The sequence below is a fragment of the Streptococcus sp. 27098_8_148 genome (genome assembly GCF_041432105.1).
GTDB classification, from domain to species: Bacteria; Bacillota; Bacilli; order Lactobacillales; family Streptococcaceae; genus Streptococcus; species Streptococcus parasanguinis_AE.
Genome location: NZ_JAPVYY010000007.1, coordinates 21,247 through 46,230, shown reverse-complemented (window position 1 = coordinate 46,230; position 24,984 = coordinate 21,247). Strand labels below are relative to the sequence as shown.

Sequence of the window (24,984 nt, the reverse complement as noted above, 5' to 3'; positions counted from 1 at the left end):
AAACAAAAATTCTCGCTTGTTTAAGCGAGAATATTCATTATTTAAAGAAGACAACATCAGGATTTGGCGTAATATAGAGGAGTTGGTCGTTTTCAAAGACCAGTTGGATGGTGTTGTTTTTATAGGTGTAAATGGTGTAATCTACTCCGAATTTAGAAGCTTGTTTCAGATCAACAGCTCCCAATAAAAAGGCATGAGCTTGTTCTTCTGTAATTTTCCCCTTACGGTAGAGATTTTTAATATTTTCTAGTTCAATATTTTGAAAAGATTCGCTAATATAAGCAGGGTCTGTTATTTGTTTTTCTGGATTTCCAAGGATTTTTTGGACAAGAGCAGTGGTATACCCTTCATAATCCGGCGTTTGTACAAAAATATTGTCGTCATTTCTAGAGTAGGCTACTTTTAAGTTCCCTGTTGCATAAATTTTATCCTTGGGTGCTTCTTGGGCATTTCTAGGGAGCCCTTCGGTTGTGATGATGTCAGAAGTGGTCTCCGTAGTAGTTGAGGGAGAGCTAGAGGAATTACCTGTGCTAGTTGAGCTAGTTGAACGACTCGAGCTACTTTTTTTAGTGGTTTTCTTTTTTGAGCTGGTAGTAGTAGGCACTTGTTTAAAATTGATCTTAAGGTCCGGCACACAGGCTGATAGAAAAAGAAGAGACAGCAAGAGTGTGAACAAAAGAGGTAGTGTCTGTTTTTTCATCATATTCCTTTCAACAAGTTGATTGATTTTCTATTCTATCATAAAAAGAGGAACAAAAAAAGGTCAGGAAGAAATCCTGCCTTTATTTGTTGTTATGGATGTCCGCCTCCAGGTCCACCACCTTGAGGTCCGCCACCGCCGGGAGCACCACCGCCTCCAGGCATGGAATTGACAATTTCTGTTTGTTTTTCACCATTGATATAGATATCTCCACCGGTATAGGTAGCAGTACCATCAAAGTCAAAGCCGGATTGCCCTGTTAAATTGATGGTTCCTCCAGTCACAGTGACATTACCGTTTGAGTCGATTGGATCGGTATCCCCTTGGCCAACTTCAACGTTGAGAGTTCCACCATTCATGGTGAAGAAAATTTCATCTTGGTTGGCATTAGCATTAGCCGCATTGACCCCGTCATCGGTTGCATAGATGGTGATATCTCCACCGTTAATGGTGATCGATTTTCCTTCGAGACCTTCGACAGACTCGGTTACCTGATAGGTTCCGCTATCGATGATCAGATCACCAGAAGCATGGATGCCATCGTCTCCTGCTGTGATGGTCATTTTGTTATCTGAAAGGTACATGGTTCCGACCGAAGTATCTTCATCATTATCCACCTTGACCGCATCTTCATCTGCGTCAATGGTCATGGTCGTGCCAGTGATATTGAGTTCGTCATTGACATTGAGGGCATCTCCTACAGCTGTGATTTTATAGGTTCCACCCGTGATGTGGAGAGTGTCATTGGCCTTTATCCCGTTGTTCTTCTTGGCATCGATGTTGAGCGTACCCGAACCATTGATGGTGAGGTCGCCTTTAGAGAAGATGACCGCATCGGCATCTTCATCACTGTTTGAACTTGAATCAGACAAGGTATTGGTCGTGCCATTTGCTAGAGTCAGGTAGACATGCCCCGCTTTCGTAGCAGAAATTGGTGCGTTGGTGTTGGACATAGTAACACCTTTTAAGACGATATGAACATCATCTGAGTCACCTGCTTCGACTTTGATTTGAACCCCATCAGATTCACCAGAGATGACATAAGTTCCGGCCTTCGAGATGGTCACGGTGGATCCAGAAACAGCTACGCCGTCACCTGATACACTTGCAGAAGATCCAGACAGTTTAACAGTAGAGGCTGTACTTTCATCATATGAGGTGTCCTTGTCCTTATCTGTAAAATAGTTGGAATTGTTTGTTTTATTTTTTGAAGTAGAAGTAGCGGTTGTTTGAGCAGTATTGCTTTTTGTAGCTGATTGTGATGATGCCTGGGTGCAAGCTGTCAGTAAGGTGAGGGTTGCGGCCCCCGTTAATAAAAATTTCCATTTGTTTGATTTCATGAGCTTTTCCTCTCGTTCAATTGATATGCTCCTAGTCTAAAGTTGCTAGCTGAAAGTTTCCTAAAGTTTTTCTGAAAGGAATCTTAACTTTAGTTTTCTTTAAGTTTGGCTTAATGACCAGTTAAGAAAGTCCCATTAAACTAGAAAACACGTAAGTCGTATCCATACTTACTGAAGATTAGAAGCAATATCCCCCCTTAAAGGAGTAGAAACATGAAAAAAACAATTGAGACAAGTTTTAAACGAATCGAAACAAAATATATCGTCGCAAAAGATGACGTAAAAGACTTGATCAAAGACTTAAAAAAATACGTCGTAGAAGATGATTATCCAACTTCAACTATTTCAAACATTTATTTTGATACGGAAAATTTTGAGGTTATTCAAGATGCTCTTGCGAAACAACACCGCCGTGAAAAAATACGTATGCGGACTTATATAGAAACACCTCAAGCAGACAGTCCGGTATTTCTAGAGGTGAAGTCAAAAGATGAAGAAGGAATTGGCCATAAATTCCGTCTAGTCGCTACTTCACAAGCCATTATCAACTTGATGACAGATGGGACAGTAGATCATCAGATACAAGATCCAGACTTAGTGCAAGAGATTCAGAGATTGCGCAAACGCTATGGTCATCGGTTGGAACCACGGATGTTCATTTACTATGATCGCTTGTCTCTCAAAGAAAAGAAATCCATTCAGGGTTATCCTTATCAGAAAATTCGCGTGACAATCGATCAAAACTTAGTCTTTCGTGATCAAGCTGTTAGTCTTTTTCATGGGAAGAAAGGAGAACCTTTGTTAGAGGATGACTTCGTGATCATGGAAATTAAGGCTCCCGGACAAGAACCTCAATGGTTAAAGGATATTTTAGAGAAGTATGGTTTGGTCAAGCAGAAATTTTCAAAATATAGCTGTGCTTATCATAAATCACAAGGATTGGATTATGCCCCAAGACCAGTGGAAGAAACGGTAGGTGCTGCCTATGTCTAATCTATTTGATTCTATTTTTAATAATGCCACAGCAACGGTGGATCCGGTGCGCTTACTGCTGGCCCTTTTGATCAGCCTCTTTCTAGGAATGGCCCTATCTTGGACCTATAAATACCGGACACTGTACACTCGAGAGTTTGTCATTAGTTTGACCTTGCTTCCTTGTATGATGACCTTAGTGATCTTTTTGGTCAATGGAAGTTTGGGAACCTCGATTGCAGTGGCAGGGACCTTTAGTTTGATTCGTTTCCGGTCAGCTACGAGTGGTTCGAGAGAGTTGATTGCGATTTTTCTAGCCATGATTATAGGACTAGCAGCAGGATCGGGCTATCTTTTATTGGCCATTTTATCAACCCTCTCTTTACTAGGGGTTTGGCTTGTATTGGAGAACAAACAGAGTAAGGCAGATCATCAACGGCGCCGTCATTTGACTATTACCGTCTTAAAACAAGATGCTGTTGCAGAACAAATCAGTCAGTTGTTAGACCAAAGTTGTTCAGAAGTTGACTTTATTTCTGTCACAACGGCCCAAGCTGGAGAACAACTGACCTTGAACTATGAGGTGAATATGAAATCGAACATCGATGATTTTGCCCTTGCTAATCTATTGATTAACAAGATTGAAAATTGTGATGTTGCTCTGACAAAGAAAGCGAAGAAAAGAAAGAATTTATAACTACTATCCTACTTTAGGATAGTTTTTTAGGATTTTAAGAACTTTTTAAGAAAAAGTGGTATACTATTTCTAAAAAATTGAAGGAATCCTTTATGAAAAAGACTGCTATTTTTGAAGATATCATCTCGATTATGAGCCATGATTCATCTACCATCAAGGATCGAAAAGGATGCGACCCCGATCGCTTTCGAGAAAAAATGACAGATGATATGTCGGATGATGCCTTTCTTTATCAAGTCAGGTCCTACCTAGCCAGTTTTGGGATTATTGGCCATATCTCCTTTCAGAATAAAAAAGCTGGTCAAAAAGGCTTTCTCTTACGCGTAACGGGCCATCAACTTTATGTTGAAAAGGCGAATGCAGATACGGGTCTCCAAGCAGGGGACCAGATCCTAAGTCTGGATGGAAGTGATTTGGAGCAGGTAGCGTCTCTTCATAAGGACTATTTTATCAGTAAGACCCCCGAAAGACATTACCGAGAATGGGCAGATTTGGTCTCTCAGTCAAGAAGGGTCACTCTTCTCCGGAAAGGGGTAGAAAAGACCATTGAAGTAGTGCCCAGTCAAGAGCCGATCCAAGATCAGATTTTTTGGAAACGATTAGACGATGAGATCCTTTACCTTCGTCTGGATAACTTTATGGATGAGGGAGCTATTAGCCGGGTATATCAAGAGTGCTTACCGATGATGACGGAGGTCAAGTTCCTTCTCGTTGATGTTCGACAGAACGGCGGAGGGACAGATTCTTTATATTTCCCTCTATTACACCTAGGTTTAGAGAAGGATCAGGGTTATGATTCGCTTGACTGGGATGATGATGGCATGGAAATTCTCTATACGGAGCGCAATGTTGACCTGCGCTTGAAAGACTTTGAGGACTGGATGCAACAGGAAGAAATTAGTCCTGAAACGGTTAAACTGCTTGAAGAGATGAAAGAGGAATTGCTCCGCCATCGGGGGAAAGGCTATGTACCGTATCAGCAAGAAAGCGAGGAATTCTTCCCAGAGGTTAGAGGAGGCCACTATCCCGAACGGATCTTTGTCTTATCAGACATCTACTGCGCTTCTTCTGGAGATAATTTTGTCCAGATGATGAAGCAATTTAAGAAGGTAACGGTGGTAGGTAGACCAACTCTCGGAATTTTAGACTATTCCAATTGTTGTACCGTTGATTATGGTGATTATCGATTGATGTTTCCTACTTCTCGCTGTCTAAGCCTGGATCAAGGCAAAGGGATGACGGATCAGGGTGTTCTACCCGATATAGAGATTCCTTGGACACCTAGCCATTTCGAGAGAGATGTGGATCTGGACAAGTGTCTGGAGTTGATTCGTCAGGGGACTGTGAAATAGAATAGGATTTCAACCAGAAAACTGATTAAAGAAAAATGCTTTCGTTAAACGACTTGAATGATCTGAAATGATAACGTTTTCTACGACATTCTCACTATGTTTAAAATTGCTTACTTGGTATAAAAAATGGTAAAATAGTGAATAACAATCAAAATGAAGAGTGAAACTTATGAAACATAAAACACTTTATAAATTTATCGGGCAGACGGTCTTGTATTTCGCCATTTTTCTAGCCCTACTTTATTTCTTTAGTTACCTTGGTCAAGGTCAGGGTGGCTTTATCTACAACGAATTTTAGAAAAGGAGACTCCTAGCCGTGTCAAACCAACCAATTACTGATATGATCGAGACAATTGAACGTTATGCGCAACTACAACCAGACTATCCTGTCTACAATGTCCTTGGTGAGGAGCATACCTATGGCCAATTGAAGGCTGATTCAGATAGCTTGGCTGCCCACATCGACCAAATGGGACTTCCTGAAAAGTCACCTGTAGTGGTCTTTGGTGGTCAAGAATATGAAATGTTAGCAACCTTTGTGGCCTTGACCAAATCTGGCCATGCCTACATTCCGATTGATAGCCACTCTGCCTTGGAGCGCGTGTCTGCCATTGTTGAAGTAGCAGAGCCAAGCTTGATTATTGCCATCAATGAATTTCCATTGGAAAACCCAGCTGCTCCAATCATGTCCTTGGAGCAAGTGCGTGAAGCTTATGCGGCTCAGCATGCCTATGACTTGAAACATCCGGTCAAAGGGGATGATAACTACTACATCATCTTTACCTCAGGGACAACCGGGAAACCAAAAGGGGTGCAAATTTCGCACGATAACTTGCTCAGTTTTACCAACTGGATGATTACGGACAAGGAATTTGCAACGCCAGAGCGTCCGCAAATGTTGGCGCAACCGCCCTATTCTTTTGACTTGTCTGTCATGTACTGGGCACCGACCTTAGCTCTTGGAGGAACCCTTTTTGCCCTTCCATCAGCTATCACTCAAGACTTCAAACAACTCTTTGCGACGATCTTTTCTCTTCCGATTGCGATCTGGACTTCAACACCATCTTTTGCAGATATGGCCATGTTGTCTGAGGATTTCAATGCTGAAAAAATGCCAGGGATCACCCATTTCTACTTTGATGGGGAAGAGTTGACAGTCAAGACTGCTCAGAAATTGCGCGAGCGTTTCCCAAATGCACGCATCATCAATGCCTACGGCCCAACGGAAGCAACTGTAGCTCTTTCGGCTGTAGCCGTAACAGATGAGATGTTAGCTACTTTGAAACGTCTGCCAATTGGTTACACCAAAGAAGATTCTCCAACCTTCATCATTGATGAGGCAGGTAACAAATTGCCGAATGGTGAGCAAGGTGAGATCATCGTATCAGGCCCAGCTGTTTCAAAAGGTTATATGAATAATCCAGAGAAAACAGCAGAAGCCTTCTTCGAATTTGAAGGTCTTCCAGCCTACCATACGGGAGATGTCGGAACCATGACGGATGAAGGCCTTCTTCTCTATGGTGGTCGGATGGACTTCCAAATCAAGTTTAACGGTTATCGTATCGAGCTAGAGGATGTCTCTCAAAACTTGAACAAATCGAAGTATATTGACTCAGCAGTCGCAGTACCGCGTTATAATAAGGATCACAAGGTCCAAAATCTCTTGGCCTATGTCATCTTAAAAGAGGGCGTCAAAGAACAATTTGAGCGCGAAATTGATATCACAAAAGCCATCAAGGAAGATTTAGAAAACATCATGATGTCTTATATGATGCCTTCAAAATTCCTCTATCGTGATAGCCTGCCATTAACACCAAACGGGAAAATCGACATCAAAGGGTTGATTAGCGAGGTTAATAACCGATGATCGAGTTTTTGAAACAGCTCCCTCATTTAGAACACTATGGAACACCGATCTATTTTGTCTACCTCATTCTAGCTTTTTTGCCGATCTTTGTGGGCCTCTTTTTCAAAAAGAGATTTCCGGTCTATGAAGGACTGGTGAGTCTGATCTTTATCATTTTGATGCTGACAGGTTCGAATCTCAAGCAAATTTATGCCCTGCTCTTTTACGTAGTCTGGCAAATCTTGATTGTGTATTCCTACAAAATCTATCGTCAGAAAGCGGACAACAAGTGGATTTTCTATCTTCATTCCTTCTTGTCTGTCTTGCCCCTGATCTTTGTTAAGGTGGAGCCAGCGATCAAGAATGGGCACCAATCCTTGTTTGGATTTTTAGGGATTTCGTATTTAACCTTCCGAGCTGTCGGAATGATCATCGAAATGCGAGATGGTGTCTTGAAAGAATTCACACTCTGGGAATTCTTACGCTTTATGCTCTTTATGCCGACCTTCTCAAGTGGACCGATTGATCGTTTCAAGCGTTTTAATGAGGATTATAACGCTATTCCTGAGCGTGAAGAATTATTGGATATGTTGGAGCAAGCTGTTAAGTATATCATGTATGGCTTCCTTTATAAATTTATCCTAGCTCATATTTTTGGCCACTTATTGTTAGGACATGTGCAGACCTATGCTTTGTCTCAAGGTGGATTCTTCAATATCGGAACGCTGGGAGTCATGTATGTTTATGGCTTTGACCTCTTCTTTGACTTTGCGGGCTATTCGATGTTTGCTTTAGCAGCTTCCAATCTGATGGGAATTAAAAGTCCCATCAACTTTGATCGTCCCTTTAAATCACGTGACTTAAAGGAATTCTGGAATCGTTGGCATATGAGTTTATCTTTCTGGTTCCGTGATTTTGTCTTTATGCGTCTCGTGATGGTATTGATGCGCAATAAAGTATTCAAGAGCCGGATTACCACCTCAAATGTTGCCTACATTATCAATATGTTGGTCATGGGCTTCTGGCACGGGGTGACTTGGTACTACATCGCTTATGGGCTCTTCCATGGGCTTGGACTGGTCATCAATGATGCTTGGATTCGTAAGAAAAAGACCATCAATAAAGAAAGAAAAGCAAAAGGATTGGATCCTATACCGGACAATCGTTGGACCAAAGCTTTAGGGATCTTTATCACCTTTAACACAGTGATGTTGTCCTTCCTGATTTTCTCAGGATTCTTGGATCAACAATGGTTTCCAAAATTGAAATAAAAGGAGAATAGAAAAATGGATGTAAAATCTCAAGTAATTGAAATTATTGACGAATTGTTTATGGAAGATGTCTCAGACATGATGGATGAGGATCTCTTTGATGCGGGTGTCCTTGATAGTATGGGGACAGTCGAATTGATTGTGGAACTGGAAAATCGCTTTGGCATCCGTGTTCCTGTATCTGAATTTGGACGCGATGATTGGAATACTGCTAACAAGATCGTAGAAGGTGTAACGGAGCTTCAGAATGCTTAAGCGTTTGTGGCTGATTTTAGGGCCCGTATTTTGCGCGCTCCTCATGGTAACAGCTTTATTATTCTTTTATCCAATCAATCATAAGCACAACTATACTGAAGAGAAAAAAGCTGCGGTTAGTCTGAATGCAGAAGGATTCAAGAGTCGTACAAAGAAACAAGAAGCACTTTCTGATCCACAGCATCGCTTTGTCCCTTATTTCGGCTCCAGTGAATGGTTGCGTTTTGATGTGGTGCATCCAGCAGTTTTGGCTGAGAAATATGACCGCAATTATAGACCCTACTTTTTAGGAGAACGTGGTGCGGCTTCTTTGAACCAGTATTTTGGGATGCAACAGATTTTGCCAGAACTCAAGGACAATACAGCTGTTTATGTAGTTTCTCCGCAATGGTTTACCAAAAAGGGATACGATTCCTATGCTTTTCAACAATTCTTTAATAGCGATCAGTTGAATAGCTTTATTGCCAATCACCAACAGGATGCTGCATCCCAGTATGCTGCAAAGCGTCTGTTACAACAGTATCCAAATGTCGCCTTTCAAAGTGTTGTAACGAAAATTTCTCAAGGAAAGAAAATTTCCAGATTTGATCAGTCTTTGAACCAGTTTGTTTCCCACCTTGTCCAACGCGAAGATGCTTTGTTTAGTAATCTTGCAACGCGTACAAACGGGAATTACGATAAGAAGGTCAAAAAACGTCTACAAGATTTACCAGATCAATTCTCATATGAGAAATTGGAAGAAATTGCAACGGCTGAAGCAAAAGTCAAAACCAATAACAACGACCTTGGAATCAGCAATCATTTTTACAATACTCGTTTAAAAATGAAGTTGAAGAAACTAAAAGGTTTCCAAAAAAACGAATCCTATGTTCAATCTCCTGAGTACAATGACTTGCAGTTGGTTCTAGACCAGTTTGCTAAATCTCGGACCAATGTTATCTTTGTCATTCCTCCAGTTAATGCCAAATGGATGAAATACACAGGCTTGAGCCAAGAAAAGTATGAACAGGCTGTTCAAAAGATTCGTTACCAATTGGAAAGCCAAGGATTCACCAATATTGCAGACTTTTCTAAAGATGGTGATCAGCCCTACTTTATGGAAGATACGATTCATATGGGATGGAATGGTTGGCTAGCCTTTGATAAAGCGGTCAATCCCTTTGTCACAAAGGCTGAAAAAGCACCAACTTACCATCTAAATGACCGCTTCTTCAGCAAAGACTGGGCCCAATATAAAGGGACACCAGACGAATTTAAATAATGCTTGATCAAAGGGGGCAGGATCAAATCCTGGCTCCTTGATTTGTGAGGAAAGTGACGAGAAAGTCACAAATAAGCAAGAGAGTTATCCACAGGCTGTGGGAAACTTGCTTGTAAATGGATGAAAGCAAGTCCTGATGCTGACGACGCTTCCTCTTTTGAGGGGGCAAAAGGTGAAAGTTATCCACATTTTTGTGGATAAGTGATAAAAAACAGTGGATAAGTCAGCTGGTTTGTGAAAAGGAGAATAGTGTGAAAAAAATTTGGTTTTACGCAATCGTTCAGGGAATTGTGATCTTTTTTATTGTGGGTGGCATGACCTATGTGCTTAGGGGAGATTTCTTTTTCCGCTACCTATCCCCTATTTTTGGACTAGCAGCAGCTGTCTTGCGATTTGGGACTGCGACTTTAATGAAGGTGCTAGCACCCACTCTCTATGATGATCCCAAAAAGAAAGAAGAGAGCCACGATAACTAAAGAAGTTGCTGACTGAAAAAGTTGAGCTAAAGGCCACTTTCTGCTGGTCTTTATGGTAAAATAGAAGGAAGAATATTAGTTTGGAGATTAATTAGAAATGAAACGTTCAATGTATGCTGGACGTGTTCGTGAAGAACACATTGGAACTCGTATTACCTTGAAAGGATGGGTTAGCCGTCGTCGTGACTTGGGTGGTTTGATCTTTATCGATCTACGCGATCGCGAAGGAATCATGCAATTGGTGATCAATCCAGAAACAGTTAGTGCAGAAGTGATGGCTACAGCTGAAAGCATCCGTAGTGAATATGTTGTAGAAGTGACAGGCCTTGTAGAAGCTCGTGAACAAGCCAATCCAAACTTGCCTACAGGAGCAGTAGAACTCAAGGTAGAAGCTATTACGGTTCTCAATACTGCCAAAACAACACCATTTGAAATCAAGGACGGAATTGAAGCCAATGATGATACCCGTCTTCGTTACCGTTACTTAGACCTTCGTCGTCCTGAGATGTTGGAAAACCTCAAACTCCGTGCAAAAGTAACCCATTCAATTCGCAATTACTTAGATGAATTAGAATTTATTGATGTGGAAACACCGTTTCTTTCTAAGTCAACTCCAGAAGGAGCACGTGACTACTTGGTTCCTTCCCGTGTCAATAAGGGTCATTTCTATGCCCTTCCACAAAGTCCTCAGATTACAAAACAATTGTTAATGAATGCTGGATTTGATCGCTATTATCAAATCGTGAAGTGTTTCCGTGATGAGGATTTACGGGGAGACCGTCAACCTGAGTTTACACAGGTCGACTTGGAAACCTCTTTCTTGAGTGATCAAGAAATCCAGGATATCACAGAAGGCTTGATTGCACGTGTCATGAAAGAAACCAAGGGAATTGAAGTAACACTCCCATTCCCACGGATGAATTATGATGATGCTATGGCCTTGTATGGTTCAGATAAACCAGATACACGTTTTGAAATGTTGCTACAAGACTTGACAGAGCTTGTCAAGGGTGTAGACTTCAAAGTCTTCTCAGAAGCTCCAGCAGTTAAGGCGATTGTTGTCAAAGGTGCAGCGGATCATTACTCTCGTAAAGATATCGATAAATTGACGGAAGTTGCGAAGCAATACGGTGCAAAAGGTCTTGCTTGGGTGAAATATGCTGAAGGTGCTTTGAACGGTCCTGTTGCGAAGTTCTTGACAGACTTGACAAGTGACTTGACAGCTGCTTTACAGTTAGAAGACAAAGATCTAGTTCTCTTTGTAGCAGATACTCTTGAAGTAGCCAATGCAACGCTTGGTGCTTTGCGTGTTCGTCTTGCGAAAGAGCTTGACTTGATTGACAACAATCAATACAACTTCCTTTGGGTAGTGGATTGGCCAATGTTTGAATGGTCTGAAGAAGAAGGCCGTTATATGTCTGCTCACCATCCATTTACACTCCCACAAGCTGAAACAGAGCATGAATTGGAAGGAGATCTTTCAAAAGTTCGAGCAATTGCCTATGATATCGTCTTAAATGGCTATGAATTAGGTGGAGGAAGCCTACGGATTAATCATAAAGATTTACAAGAACGGATGTTTAAGGCACTTGGATTTACAAAAGAAGCTGCCAATGAACAATTTGGTTTCTTGTTAGAAGCAATGGATTATGGTTTCCCACCACATGGAGGATTGGCGATTGGATTAGACCGCTTCGTGATGCTTCTTGCAGGGGAAGATAATATTCGGGAAGTCATTGCCTTTCCTAAGAATAACAAGGCGACAGATCCAATGACACAAGCTCCTTCTGTCGTTTCTGAAAAGCAATTGGATGAGTTAAATCTTCAAGTAGAAGTAGCAGAGCAAGAATAGGACAAGAGAGAAAAGGGAAAGTCTAGGAATCAGTTGCTCTAAAATTTTCCTTTTCTTCTAATCGATGGATTGAAAATGAAAAAAACTCGCTTTCATAAGCTATTTCGCTATCATGTGCGACGACTAGCTTATAACATTAAATTATTGCGCGTGCTGAAGAGCATCTCCCGTGAGAAATACGATGAAAAAGTGTCAGCTTCCTTGCTGTATGGTTTTCTATCAGCGATTGCCGTCAACTTCTTCTTTCAACCAGGACATGTATACTCCAGCGGTGCAACAGGGCTAGCTCAGATTTTATCTGTTCTGAGCCAACGCTTTATTGGCTTTACGATTCCCGTTTCCTTGACCTTTTATGCCATCAATATCCCTTTGATGATTGTGGCTTGGTATCAAATTGGCCATAAATTTACCATCTTTACCTTTATTACGGTTTCGATGAGTTCCCTCTTTATTCAGTTCGTGCCAGTGATTACGTTGACCAACGATCCGATCATGAATGCCCTATTTGGTGGGGTTGTCATGGGAACAGGGATTGGTTTTGCTCTTCGGAACAACATTTCCAGTGGGGGAACGGATATTGTCAGTTTGACGATTCGAAAACGGACAGGAAAGAATGTCGGCAGTATCTCCTTTTTGGTCAATGGGACCATTATGTTGATCGCTGGTCTGACCTTTGGTTGGAAGTATGCTCTTTACTCTATGATTACCATCTTCGTATCGAGTCGAGTAACGGATGCTGTCTTTACCAAGCAAAAACGGATGCAGGCAATGATCGTAACGAGCCAGCCGGATGCCATTATTGAAAAGATTCATAAAAAATTGCATCGTGGAGCAACCATTATCCACAATGCAGAAGGAACCTATAACCATCAGGAAAAAGCGGTTCTGCTGACAGTTATTACGCGTGCAGAGTTTAATGAATTCAAATATATTATGAAAAAAGCTGATCCTCAGGCTTTTATCACCATTTCAGAAAACGTTCATATCATTGGACGCTTTGTAGAAACAGAAGAATAAAAATAAGGTCACACATTGTGGTGACCTTTATTTTGTTGATTCAGTTTCGTGGAGAAGGAGCCAACTATGGGCAGGAATAGAAAGTTCCTTTCCTTTAGGAATAGGCGCTTGGAGGTTGGCATGAGGATAGGCAAATAACAGCTGGCTATCGCTCGGATGTTGATAGGTCTTTTCTTGATCACCGATATTGACGAGAATCGTTATTTTTTCACGATCTTTCTCAATCGTGTAGATCAAATGATGATCAGACAACCATTTGACATCACAGTAGTCGCGAATCTCTTGCCCTTTTTTCAAACGAAGGAGTGGCTGTGATTTCCGATAAGCAATCAATTCTTCAAGAAAAGCAATTTCTTCTTGGCATTTTGAAAGGGATGTCCAGTCCAATTGGTTGAGACTATCTGGCAAGTTATAGGTGTTGTCTTCGAGCCCTTTTGTGCGGTAAAATTCTTGACCAGCATGGATAAAAGGTACACCTTGGGATAATAATACCAAATGAAGAGCGAGACGTGAGAGAGCTTTTCGCTCCTCTAGACGAATCTCTTCTTTTTCAAGTTGGAAATAATCAAAAACAGTTGCATTGTCATGGCATTCGACGTACTGAATGGCTTGTTGAGGTTGGATGAAATGAGCAGGTCCTACTTTCCCGACATTTGCTGTTAGGATATTAGAAAAATCATTGGCTGGATGTTGACTATCACGACGGTGATCGGCTAAGAGTGTTCTCTTGACCGTATCCCGGAAATTATCACTGAAAAAGCCAAAATCTGGTAATCGTTTTGAGTTGTACTGGTGAGCGAGCTGGTCTTCAGAGAGGCCTGTATCCATCTTCCACCCTTCGCCATAGAGATAGACTTTAGGATAGATTTCACGGAGCTCCTCTGCAATCTCTGTCATGGTTTGAATGTCTAAGATTCCCATCAAGTCAAAGCGAAAACCATCAAAGCCGTAGAGGGAAACCCATTGCTTGAGGGATTGCTTGATATAGTGTCTTACCATGGAACGTTCACTTGCGACATCATTCCCACAGAAGGTTCCATTGGTCCGCTCTCCTTCTGCATTATAGCGGTAGAAATAACCGGGTACGATTTGTTCAAATGCATACTCATCGGCCTGGTAGACGTGATTGTAGACCACATCCATGATAACACTAAGATTAGATTGGTGATAGGTTGCAATAGCATCTTGGAGTTCCCAAATCCGTGCATAAGGATCGTTGGGGTCACTGGCATAACTACCTTCTGGAACATTGTATTGGACAGGATCATAACCCCAGTTGTAGGCTTTCCATTGATTCTCTTCATCAACACTACCGAAATCATAGACAGGAAGTAACTGTACATGGGTAATGCCAAGTTTTTGAAGGTAATCAAATCCAAGGATCTGACCATTGAGTTGAGGCGATTCTGTCAACCCTTTAAACTTACCAGGGTGTTTAAAGCCGGCCTCTTTTTGGACAGAGAAGTCCCGAACGCTCATCTCGTAGATGATTGCTTCTGTCGGGTCTAATTGACGAGCAGCACGTGTGATAGGACGTGTAATCTTCTTCCGGTCGATGACCAAGCTGTCTCCAGAGTTGGCCAAAGAGGATAGAGCATAGGGATCGTGAATCCGACGTTCTAGGCCATTGACACGAAATTCATAGTGGTAGGCAGCTCCTTCCCAATCCCCTTTGAGCAAGAGTTTCCAGACACCGTTTTCTGTACGTGTCATCGGATAGATCTGATCTTCGATATGGAGACTCACATCTTGCGAAATCGGTGCCCAGAATTTAAATTGCGTCTGATTTGGTGTGTAAAAACTTCCTAAATCTTCTCCACTATAGGTGAAGGTTTGATCGAAAATGGGTTTGCGAACGATGTTTCGATAGTGGAGTATAGAAGAATTTCCAGTAGCATCGTAGATGGTGTACTCTTCTCCGAGTTCAAGTGGAATAGGGCTTAAGAAATAGTCTCCTGTGTCAGTCGCTGCACTTGACGTTTTGACAGGGATTAAGGCAAGATAACCTTGGTTCGTTTTCAAATAAAAAGGAAGGATATGCTCCTCTCCCTTTTGGATACGAATGAGGTCTTGGTCATCTAAATAAGCAGTAAATGTAGACATAAAGACTCCTAGAGTTTCGTAATGGTATGGTCAATCAATTGACGGTAGCAGACGGTTTTTCCTTCTTTGTGATCCTTGATAATTTGAAGGATGGTCCGGACAGATTCACGTCCGAGTTCCACTGCATTGATGTCAATATAGGCTTCAATATCGAGTCGTGGCTTAATCGAATCAAAGGAAATAATCGGGATTGTCAGCTGGTGTTCTAATAGGTATTGGCGCACCCCTTCAGCAACGAGAATATCGGTTGTCATGATGGCATCTAACTCTGCTAGGGGAAGGCTCTCCATCATTTGATAAGAATTGTCTTCCAACATAAAACCAAATGAGAAATGAACCAGTTTTTCATCGAGAGGAATCCCTGCTTTTTGGAGGGCTTCTTTATAACCTTCGTAGCGGTCTTGAGATACGAACAGTTCTTTGTTTCCCCCGATAAAAGCAATTTTTCGGTAGTTTTGTTGAATGAAATAATCCGTCGCATCAAATGCAGCCTTGATATTATCATTATCCACTAGCGATACAAAAGGTGAAGCTGCCTTTCCGAGAATGAGGAAGGGGAACTTGTCTTTGATCGCAAATTCAACGAGGGGATCATTCGGGTTGGAATAAAGGAAAATCAAACCATCTACACGATTTCCGTAGATGAGTTGTTTGAGGTTGTCGAGCCGCCGTTCTTCATTTTGCCCCGTACAGATTTGGATGGCATAATCATTGTCTGACGCGATCTGGGTAATCCCTCTTAAAACAGTTGGGAAGAAAGGATTCTGGTAGAAGACGTCACTGTCGATTGGTAGGACCAAAGCAATGACTTGACTAGATTGGCTGACAAGGCTGCGAGCATTAAGATTGGGATGGTAGTCCAATTCGACCATGGCCTCACGGACACGTTTTTTTGTTTCATCACTAATCGTGGATTTGTTTTGGATGACGCGCGTGACAGTTGAAGGCGCGACGCCAGCGAGTTTCGCCACATCTTTGATGGTAACACGCATGAGAAAACCTCCTAGCGGTGATAGTCTGGATCACGGAAGTGGGTCTTATAAAATACCATAGCAAGATAGAGTACAAATAAGACATTTTGGATCATGATCGTCGTAGTAAATACTTGATGGAATAGTAAACTGATGAAGACACTCAGTAAAATAGGGAGTCCCAAGCAATTCAGAATACAATTGAAACATTCCTTGAAAGTTTGTAGTGAAAAGAGTCGAGATTTTCGTGTCAAGTAGAGGAAGAAAGATGCCCCTAGGATGAGAATCAAATAATTGACTGTCGATAAGAAGCCAGAGAAAATCACGAGAAAGAGACTGACAGGGAGTCGATTGTCGCGAAACCAATCGCTAGAGATAGCTTGAGTGAAGCTTTTTTTATCCCGAAGGCTCTCTTGATTAATAGCCTGGTATGAGACTGTAGCGAGTTCTTTATTCTCTTTTGAGATAATCAATTGTTTGCGATCAAAATGGAGTGTTAACTCCTTGCCTTCACTAGCCTTTGCCTCTTGGCCTAAGATAACCTGTCCTTTTGAAGTCTTGTGTACAGGGTTAGTCCCTGTATAGGTGAGCTCTTGGTCTTTGATCACGACGTGTTCTTGGATATCTTTCATAACGTCTGTTGATAAAGGATCAAACACATCGCTGACAAAGGTTGTCAAAGGATAGGTTTTGAGTTGAGCATTTTGCAGAGCCACAGGTAATAGTGTGATAGAGATTAGAAAGAAAGAAGTAAAAATCATTTGGAACCAGCTCAGTTTTTTGCGGTTTGCAAAAGAAGAGCGGAAATTGAAGATACTTGCGAAATAATTAAAAGGATAGGGCATAAGATGACCTTTCTAAACATAAGAGTATCAGAAATGCAAAGAGAAATCTCTTTGCATTGATTTTATTCTTAACGAAGGGTAGTAAAGCATCCACCATACTACCCTTAACTTAAAAATAAAATGTGCTTGAAATAAGATTCTATTTTATCCTTTATCTCCACCAGCTGTCAAGCCTGAAACAAAGTTCTTTTGTAGGAAGAAGAATAAGATACAGATTGGAACCGCGATCAAAATAGCACCGGCTGCAAAGAAGGCGATTTTTTGATTTTTTTGGTCACTGATAAAGGTTTGAAGACCAACGGCTACCGTATAGTTCACTTCGTCACGAAGCAAGAATTTAGACAAGATATAGTCTCCGAAAGGCCCCATGAAAGCCCAAAGTGCTTGAACGGCAATCATTGGACGAACAAGAGGAAGGACGATTTGCCAGAAGCGACGGAAGTGTCCAGCTCCATCCAATTTCGCAGATTCATCGAGAGAAATTGGAACAGTATCGAAGTATCCCTTCATCAACCAGGCATTCATTGGAATACCACCACCAACATAAAGGAAGATCAAGAACCAAGGTTGGTTCAAGGCATTCAGCATCAAAGCCATAACGAAGAAGGCTGTGAGGGCTGCCATGGTTGGGACCATTTGAATAATCAAGAAGAAGACCAAACTTTGTTTACGCGCCAAGAAATTGTAACGGCTGTATGCGTAACCTGCGAAGGTAACGATACTTGTTTGTACAATCATGGTGATAATGGCGATAACCAAGGTGTTCATATACCAAGTGCCATAATGAGTTTCAGAGAAAAGTTTTGAGAAGTTATCAAAACTAAGATTGCCACTAAAATCAAGTGTAAAGGCACTGACATTCCCTGATTTGAAGGCTGATAGAACCGTAATCAACAATGGATAAATGATAACGATTGAAAGAACCACCATGTACAGGTAAGTCAAGAAATGATTGAGGCGGCGTTTAAATTGAACTGAATTTTTCATTTTATACATCCTCCATATCAAATGCATGTAGTTTCTTGAAGGCAATCATAGAGATTGAGATCACAATCACAGAGATAATCAAGGTTACCGCTGCGGCCATTGAATATTGAGGAGAAGAATTGGTTGTCAACTTGTAGATCCATGAGATCAAGATATCTGTAGATCCGGCGTTTCCTCCGACAGAACCAGGTCCCCCATCGTTAAACAAGTAAATGATGGAGAAGTTATTAAAGTTGAAAGTATATTGACTGATCAAAGTTGGAGCTGCAACAGCCATAATCATTGGGAAAGTGATGCTGCGGAATTTTTGCCAACCGTTGGCACCATCAATATAAGCAGCTTCGTAAAGATCGTTTGGAATAGATTGAAGAATCCCTAAAGTCAAGACGTAAATGTAAGGGAAGCCGAGCCAACCTTGCATCATAATCAAAGCAATTTTTGTCCAAGTAGGATCTGTTTTCCAAGGAATCAAAATGCCATCTAAGAATGGGAAGATCTTCGCAAACAATGGGATAACTTGTGCATTGATGGCACCGACACTATCGTTAAACATATTTGAGAAAGTTAAGATAGTGATGAAGGCTGGAACAGCCCATGGGAGCAAGAAGATAACCCCAAAGATTCGTTTTCCTTTTACGAATGGTTGGTTTGCAACAATAGCGGTCAAGATACCGAGTACGATTTGAAGAGTAGAAGCTGCGAGTGCCCAAATCAAGGTCCAGCCAAGAACAGATGTAAAGGCTGAGCGGAAGGTGCTCAAGGTCCACATATTAGTGAAGTTTTGGAACCCGATCCAATCAAGCAAGGTTGTTGGAGCGGTATGTTTGAAGTCGTAGTTGGTAAAGGCGATCATCAAAGTTACTAAAACTGGGAAGATAATCGCAAATGTCATAGCAATGTATGAAGGAATGATCAATAAATATGGGAAGCCATTTTCATAGATGGCTTGAACCATTTCTTTTCCAGTTTTTGGAACAGCAATGCCATTGTTGATACGTTTTGCAACGGTTCCAGCATCCTTAATATTTAAGGCATAAAATAGGAAGTAAACAATGGTAATGATCAAGTGGAAGGCGCCACGAATCAAGATAAAGAGAGAATTATCTTGTCCACGGACGGTTCCAAGTGTAACCAATTTCGCTAATTCTCCAGCTCCGATTCCTAGGAAATAGGCGAGAAAGAGAACAGTTACGGCAAGAAAAATATAGCCTTTGGTTTTTTGTTTGTTATAAATTTGCCCAAGACCCGGGATCAAAGAGAGCCACATAGCCTTTTTAGGGTTTTGTTCTGTAGTCATTCAAATCTCCTTATAATGTCCTTGCTAGAGAGCAAGAAGACAAGTCAGACAGTCAGTTGTGCTTGAAAATTGAACATAAGAGGTTGGGACCTTGTCTCCAACCTCTTACTCACACCTAAAAACTGTCTTATTTGCTACCGAATTTTTGTTCGATGGTTTCTTTAATCAATTTCACTGCATCGTCAGCAGATGCTTTTGCAGATTTTTTACCACTTACAGCATCGAAAAGCATAGTAGCAGCTGGATCCCAAACAGCACTCATTTCTGAGATATTTGGCATTGGTTGAGCATTCTTGAATTGATCAACAACGGCAGTTGTCAATTCATCGTTTTTGCTAACCGCATATTTACGAGCTTCGGTGTTGGCAGGAACTTCATTGGTCTTGTCAAACAAAGCTTTTTGTTGATCAGTACTTGTCAAGAAGTCAATGAATTTTTGAGCGCCATCAAGGTTTTTCGCACCTGCAGGGATAACCCAAGCTTTACCACCACCAAAGGCAGAGTATTGTTTTCCGTTTGGAAGAGTTGGAATCGTTGCGACACCGTAGTTTACTTTAGCTTCTTTCAATGAAGCAGCTTTCCAAGGACCATCGATGATAGCAGCTGTTTTACCTTCTTGGAATTGTGTTTGGATGAAGTTAGCAGCACCTTTTGTATCTTGCAAACCTTTTGGCCATTTAGCATACCAAGTTTTTGCATATTCGATACCATCGATAGAACCTTGGTTGTTCAATCCAATATCTTTAGGATCTGTACCGTCTTTACCAAACACATAACCGCCGTTACCTGAAAGTAAACCGTAAGTGTAGTAGAAGTTTGTCCAGTCAGCTAAGAAGGCAGTTGTTTTACCAGGTTCGCTAGCGAAGTCGTACTTGCTATCTTTTGCAAGATTGTCAAGATCACCAAATGTTTTTGGAGCTTCGCTTAAAAGATCTTTGTTATAGTAGAGAACCAATGTTTCGATGACAGCAGGTGCACCGTAAACTTTACCACCGTTTGTTACAAGAGCTTCAGTTGTTTTATCTGTATGGCTATCTTTGTTTAATGTCACTTCAGCCAATTGACCATCGCTACCAAGACCACCTACACGGTCGTATGGAGCCATCATTACGTCTGGAGCTTTTTTAGATTGGTTATCAAGAGAAAGGTTATCCAATCCACCAAGAGCATCACCAGTCTTGATGTTAACTTTTACGCCATTTTCTTTTTCAAAAGCTTTTGCAGCTTCTTCAACATAAGATTTGTAGCCTTTGTCTACATAGACGTTGATTTCTTTACTTGCCTCAGAAGAACCTGATGAGCTATTGCTACAAGCAGCAAGTAAGAAGCCGGCAAAACCAACTGTACCAAGTACAGCAGCACTACGTAAAATTGTACGTTTCATGATTTATTCCTCCTAAAGAATAAAAAAAGATAATAATTAGAAACCGTTTTAGACAAACGTTTTCCTAAAACGTCTTAAGTATATCACAAGGCGAAAACGTTTGCAAGTAGTTTTAAACAATTTTTTTAAAAATATTTTAATTCCGAACTTTCTTCTATAAAATGCATCAAATTTGTTGACATTAGCCAAAGGAAAGAATACACTAAGGGGGTGAGGACATTCTGAAAAAAGTTAAAAAAGTTTTTAAGAAATCCCTTGCAGAAAATAGGGAAAAAGTTTATAATAACATGGTACGCAAACGTTTTCGCAAAAATTGCGTAAACTGAGTTGCGCCTGTTCGATTTTTAACAAAGAGTAGAGCCGCTTGAGAGCTGGATACGACTCTGCAACGATACCCATACCGTGCACCGAATCGCAGGCTTCAAAGAAATAAAAAAAGGTGGTAACCCATGAAAAAACGTCAAAGTGGTGTTTTGATGCACATTTCTTCCCTTCCTGGACAATACGGGATCGGATCATTCGGTCAATCAGCATATGATTTTGTTGATTTCCTCGTTCGGACCAAGCAACGTTACTGGCAAATCTTGCCGCTTGGTACAACTAGTTATGGAGATTCTCCATACCAATCTTTCTCAGCTTTTGCTGGGAACACTCATTTTATTGATTTCGATCTTTTGATTGAACGAGGTTTGTTGACAGAAGCAGATCTTAAAGGAGTGGACTTTGGTCAAGATCCTACTCAAGTGGATTATGCAAAGGTTTTCGAACAACGTCGTCCCTTGCTTGAAAAAGCAGTTGCGAACTTCTTGAAATCAGGTGATCAAAAAGAATTCCAAGCCTTTTGCGAAGCCAATGCTTCTTGGTTGGAACTATTTGCAGAATACATGGCTATCAAAGAACACTTTGATTTAAAAGCCTGGACAGAATGGCCAGATGCAGCTATTCGTGCACGTGAACCAAAAGCTTTGGCTCAATACCGTGAAGAATTGGCGGATCAATTGACTTACCATCGTGTGACTCAATTCTTCTTCTTCCAACAATGGTTGGCCTTGAAAGCTTATGCCAATGACCATCACATTGAAATCGTCGGAGACATGCCAATCTATGTAGCGGAAGATTCAAGTGACATGTGGGCGAACCCTCATCTCTTCAAAACAGATAAAAACGGGAAAGCGACTTGCATCGCAGGATGCCCGCCAGATGAATTCTCAGCAACTGGTCAACTTTGGGGGAACCCAATCTATGACTGGGAAGCAATGGACAAAGATGGCTACCAATGGTGGATTGAACGCTTGCGTGAAAGCTTCAAGATCTACGACATCGTGCGGATCGACCACTTCCGTGGTTTTGAGTCTTACTGGGAAATCCCTGCTGGATCAGATACAGCAGCACCAGGTAAATGGGTTAAAGGTCCTGGCTACAAACTCTTTGCAGCTGTGAAGGAAGAGCTCGGTGATTTGAACATCATCGCTGAGGACCTTGGCTTTATGACAGATGAAGTCATCGAACTTCGTGAAAGCACTGGCTTCCCAGGAATGAAGATTCTTCAATTTGCCTTCAATCCGGACGATGAAAGTATCGATAGCCCTCACTTGGCACCAAACAATTCTGTGATGTATACAGGAACACATGATAACAACACAGTTCTTGGATGGTACCGCAATGAAATCGACGATCCAACTCGTGAGTACCTTGCTCGTTATACTAACCGGAAAGAGTACGAATCTGTACCGCATGCGATGCTTCGTACCGTCTTTGCTTCCGTCAGCTTCATGGCGATTGCTACGATGCAAGACTTGCTTGAGTTAGATGGCTCAGCTCGGATGAACTTCCCATCTACTCTCGGTGGTAACTGGTCATGGCGAATGACAGCGGATCAATTGACTCCAGCTGTCGAGCAAGAATTGCTTGATTTCACTACGATCTATCGTCGTGAAAACAAAGACTTGAAAAAAGAAGTTAAGAAAGCAAAAAAATAATCTTTCCCCCTATTAAAATTGTTGAAACAAAGGAGACTCCCAACATGGAATCATTACAAAAATATGTGATTGATCATCATCAAAAAACAATTGCTGAATGTTCAAATGAAGAATTGTACATTGCCTTGCTAAATTACACCAAGCAAGCAAGCGCTCAAAAGAAAATCAATACTGGTAAGAAAAAAGTTTACTACATCTCAGCTGAGTTCTTGATCGGTAAACTCTTGTCTAACAACTTGATCAACTTGGGTCTTTACGACGATGTTAAAAAAGAATTGTCAGATGCTGGTAAAGACTTGATCGAAGTCGAAGAAGTGGAATTGGAACCATCACTTGGTAACGGTGGTTTGGGACGTTTGGCAGCCTGCTTTATCGACTCTATCTCAAGCCTTGGTTTGACAGGGGATGGGGTTGGTTTGAACTACCACTTTGGTTTGTTCCAACAAGTCCTTAAAAACAACCAACAAGAAACGATTCCAAACGCATGGTTGACTGACCAAAGCTGGCTCGTTCGTTCAAGCCGTAGCTACCAAGTGCCATTTGCACACTTCACATTGACTTCTACCCTTTATGATATCGATGTCCCTGGTTACAAGATTGATACCAAGAACCGTTTGCGTTTGTTCGACTTGGATTCAGTTGATTCATCTATTATTGAAGATGGTATTAACTTTGACAAGACAGATATCGCTCGCAACTTGACCCTCTTCTTGTACCCAGATGATAGTAACCGTCAAGGGGAATTGCTCCGTATCTTCCAACAATACTTCATGGTATCAAACGGTGCACAATTGATCATCGACGAAGCCATCGAAAAAGGAAGCAACTTGCATGACCTTGCTGACTATGCTGTTGTCCAAATCAACGATACTCACCCATCAATGGTCATCCCTGAATTGATCCGTCTTTTGACAGAACGTGGTATTGGAATGGATGAAGCCATCTCTATCGTTCGTAGCATGACGGCTTACACTAACCACACAATCCTTGCAGAAGCCCTTGAAAAATGGCCACTTGAATTCTTGCAAGAAGTGGTTCCTCACTTGGTTCCAATCATTGAAGAATTGGACCGCCGTGTTCGCGCTGAATACAAAGATCCAGCTGTTCAAATCATCGATGAGAATGATCGCGTACACATGGCGCACATGGATATCCACTATGGATTTAGCGTAAACGGGGTAGCAGCACTTCACACAGAAATCTTGAAGAATTCTGAGTTGAAAGCCTTCTACGACATTTACCCTGAAAAATTCAACAACAAAACAAACGGTATCACATTCCGTCGTTGGCTCATGCATGCCAACCCAACCTTGTCACACTACTTGGATGATATCCTCGGACGTGACTGGCACCATGACGCATCTAAATTGGAAGACCTTCTTTCTTATGAAGATAAAGATGCAGTCAAAGCAAAATTGGAAAACATCAAGTCTCACAACAAACGTAAATTGGCTCGTTTCTTGAAAGACCATCAAGGTGTGGAAATCAATCCTAACTCTATCTTTGATACCCAAATCAAACGTCTCCACGAATACAAACGTCAACAAATGAACGCTTTGTATGTGATCCACAAATACTTGGACATCAAAGCTGGAAATATCCCTGCTCGCCCAATCACTGTTCTCTTTGGTGGTAAAGCAGCTCCTGCCTACACCATTGCACAAGATATCATCCACTTGATCCTTTGCTTGTCTGAAGTGATTGCAAACGATCCAGCAGTAGCTCCACACTTGCAAGTGGTGATGGTTGAAAACTACAACGTAACTGCTGCAAGCTACTTGATCCCAGCTAGCGATATTTCTGAGCAAATCTCTCTTGCTTCGAAAGAAGCTTCAGGTACTGGTAACATGAAATTCATGTTGAATGGTGCATTGACACTTGGTACGATGGATGGAGCCAACGTGGAAATCGCTGAATTGGTTGGACGTGACAACATCTACATCTTCGGTGAAGATTCAGAAACTGTAATCGATCTATATGAGAAATCAGCATACAAATCAGCGGACTTCTATGAACGTGAAGCTATCAAACCATTGGTAGACTTCATTATCAGCGATGCCGTTCTTGCAGTTGGTAACAAGGAACGCTTGACTCGTCTTCACAAGGAATTGATCAACAAAGACTGGTTCATGACTCTTCTTGACTTGGAAGACTACATTGTCACCAAAGAACGTATGTTGGCTGACTACGAAGACCGTGATGCATGGTTGGATCAAGTCATCGTTAACATTGCTAAAGCAGGATTCTTCTCATCTGACCGTACGATCGCTCAGTACAATGAAGATATCTGGCACTTAAACTAATCATTAGTTGTTAGACCAAGGTTCTTAGGACCTTGGTCTTTTTCATTTCTTGTTATTTGGGAAGAAAAAGGAAGGA

At 41.5% G+C, this 24,984-nt stretch carries 21 protein-coding genes; 13 read left to right on the top strand and 8 right to left on the bottom strand.

The window, feature by feature from the left end; translation table 11 throughout:
* Positions 1–37 precede the first annotated feature (37 nt).
* Together O3646_RS07160 and O3646_RS07155 are read right to left on the bottom strand one after the other, a co-directional pair.
* Positions 38–700, bottom strand: a complete 663-nt coding sequence (locus O3646_RS07160) for a DUF4947 domain-containing protein (RefSeq protein WP_272106829.1) — start codon at positions 698–700, stop codon at positions 38–40.
* A gap of 92 nt (positions 701–792) precedes the next feature.
* Positions 793–2,040 (bottom strand): carbohydrate-binding domain-containing protein, encoded by a 1,248-nt coding sequence (locus O3646_RS07155; protein WP_347113034.1) that lies wholly within the window; start codon positions 2,038–2,040, stop codon positions 793–795.
* A gap of 213 nt (positions 2,041–2,253) precedes the next feature.
* Between O3646_RS07155 and O3646_RS07150 the strand changes: the two genes are divergently transcribed.
* The 11 genes from O3646_RS07150 (at position 2,254) to O3646_RS07100 (ending at position 13,039) form a co-directional block, all read left to right on the top strand.
* Positions 2,254–3,033, top strand: a complete 780-nt coding sequence (locus tag O3646_RS07150; protein WP_201089515.1) for a polyphosphate polymerase domain-containing protein — start codon at positions 2,254–2,256, stop codon at positions 3,031–3,033.
* Positions 3,026–3,709, top strand: coding sequence for a DUF4956 domain-containing protein (locus O3646_RS07145; RefSeq protein WP_371605570.1), 684 nt, complete (start codon positions 3,026–3,028; stop codon positions 3,707–3,709). The genes O3646_RS07150 and O3646_RS07145 overlap by 8 nt, the downstream gene beginning before the upstream one ends.
* A gap of 92 nt (positions 3,710–3,801) precedes the next feature.
* Entirely contained in the window at positions 3,802–5,061 is a 1,260-nt protein-coding gene (locus O3646_RS07140; RefSeq protein ID WP_371605569.1) for a S41 family peptidase, read from the top strand.
* A gap of 169 nt (positions 5,062–5,230) precedes the next feature.
* Positions 5,231–5,359 carry a teichoic acid D-Ala incorporation-associated protein DltX gene (locus O3646_RS07135; protein ID WP_003002102.1) on the top strand — a complete coding sequence of 43 codons (129 nt, stop codon included), beginning with the start codon at positions 5,231–5,233 and terminating at the stop codon, positions 5,357–5,359.
* Between the two features lie 18 nt (positions 5,360–5,377).
* A complete protein-coding gene (gene dltA / locus O3646_RS07130) occupies positions 5,378–6,928 on the top strand; it encodes a D-alanine--poly(phosphoribitol) ligase subunit DltA (protein WP_021154127.1) in 1,551 nt (516 codons plus the stop codon).
* Entirely contained in the window at positions 6,925–8,178 is a 1,254-nt protein-coding gene (gene dltB / locus O3646_RS07125) for a D-alanyl-lipoteichoic acid biosynthesis protein DltB (protein WP_049516100.1), read from the top strand. The genes dltA and dltB overlap by 4 nt, the downstream gene beginning before the upstream one ends.
* Positions 8,179–8,193: 15 nt before the next feature.
* Positions 8,194–8,433: a D-alanine--poly(phosphoribitol) ligase subunit DltC gene (dltC, locus tag O3646_RS07120; protein WP_003002265.1), complete on the top strand. Its 240-nt coding sequence runs from the start codon at positions 8,194–8,196 to the stop codon at positions 8,431–8,433.
* Positions 8,426–9,694 carry a D-alanyl-lipoteichoic acid biosynthesis protein DltD gene (dltD, locus tag O3646_RS07115; RefSeq protein WP_371605568.1) on the top strand — a complete coding sequence of 423 codons (1,269 nt, stop codon included), beginning with the start codon at positions 8,426–8,428 and terminating at the stop codon, positions 9,692–9,694. The genes dltC and dltD overlap by 8 nt, the downstream gene beginning before the upstream one ends.
* A 251-nt stretch (positions 9,695–9,945) precedes the next feature.
* Positions 9,946–10,170 carry a hypothetical protein gene (locus O3646_RS07110; RefSeq protein WP_021154124.1) on the top strand — a complete coding sequence of 75 codons (225 nt, stop codon included), beginning with the start codon at positions 9,946–9,948 and terminating at the stop codon, positions 10,168–10,170.
* 97 nt (positions 10,171–10,267) lie between these two features.
* Positions 10,268–12,022 (top strand): aspartate--tRNA ligase, encoded by a 1,755-nt coding sequence (gene aspS, locus O3646_RS07105; RefSeq protein ID WP_049482684.1) that lies wholly within the window; start codon positions 10,268–10,270, stop codon positions 12,020–12,022.
* 75 nt (positions 12,023–12,097) lie between these two features.
* The gene (locus O3646_RS07100) at positions 12,098–13,039 is read left to right on the top strand and encodes a YitT family protein (RefSeq protein WP_021154122.1); all 942 of its coding nucleotides are present in this window, start codon (positions 12,098–12,100) and stop codon (positions 13,037–13,039) included.
* A 27-nt stretch (positions 13,040–13,066) separates the two neighbouring features.
* On the opposite strand, the gene pulA is transcribed toward O3646_RS07100, so the two are convergent.
* From pulA to O3646_RS07070, 6 genes are all read right to left on the bottom strand, one after another.
* Positions 13,067–15,142, bottom strand: a complete 2,076-nt coding sequence (pulA, locus tag O3646_RS07095) for a type I pullulanase (RefSeq protein WP_049492689.1) — start codon at positions 15,140–15,142, stop codon at positions 13,067–13,069.
* Between the two features lie 8 nt (positions 15,143–15,150).
* Complete coding sequence (locus O3646_RS07090) at positions 15,151–16,134, bottom strand: LacI family DNA-binding transcriptional regulator (protein WP_013904333.1); 984 nt, start codon at positions 16,132–16,134, stop codon at positions 15,151–15,153.
* 11 nt (positions 16,135–16,145) lie between these two features.
* Positions 16,146–16,958: a DUF1189 family protein gene (locus O3646_RS07085; RefSeq protein WP_045760038.1), complete on the bottom strand. Its 813-nt coding sequence runs from the start codon at positions 16,956–16,958 to the stop codon at positions 16,146–16,148.
* Between the two features lie 144 nt (positions 16,959–17,102).
* Entirely contained in the window at positions 17,103–17,945 is an 843-nt protein-coding gene (locus tag O3646_RS07080; protein WP_021154117.1) for a sugar ABC transporter permease, read from the bottom strand.
* 1 nt (position 17,946) lies between these two features.
* Entirely contained in the window at positions 17,947–19,242 is a 1,296-nt protein-coding gene (locus O3646_RS07075; protein WP_049516104.1) for a sugar ABC transporter permease, read from the bottom strand.
* A 127-nt stretch (positions 19,243–19,369) separates the two neighbouring features.
* The gene (locus O3646_RS07070) at positions 19,370–20,626 is read right to left on the bottom strand and encodes an extracellular solute-binding protein (RefSeq protein WP_049516106.1); all 1,257 of its coding nucleotides are present in this window, start codon (positions 20,624–20,626) and stop codon (positions 19,370–19,372) included.
* 449 nt (positions 20,627–21,075) lie between these two features.
* On the opposite strand from O3646_RS07070, the gene malQ reads away from it, so the two are divergent.
* Positions 21,076–22,605: a 4-alpha-glucanotransferase gene (gene malQ, locus O3646_RS07065; protein WP_049516109.1), complete on the top strand. Its 1,530-nt coding sequence runs from the start codon at positions 21,076–21,078 to the stop codon at positions 22,603–22,605.
* A gap of 44 nt (positions 22,606–22,649) precedes the next feature.
* Positions 22,650–24,908, top strand: a complete 2,259-nt coding sequence (gene glgP, locus O3646_RS07060) for a glycogen/starch/alpha-glucan family phosphorylase (RefSeq protein WP_023919924.1) — start codon at positions 22,650–22,652, stop codon at positions 24,906–24,908.
* The last annotated feature ends 76 nt before the right edge of the window (positions 24,909–24,984 follow it).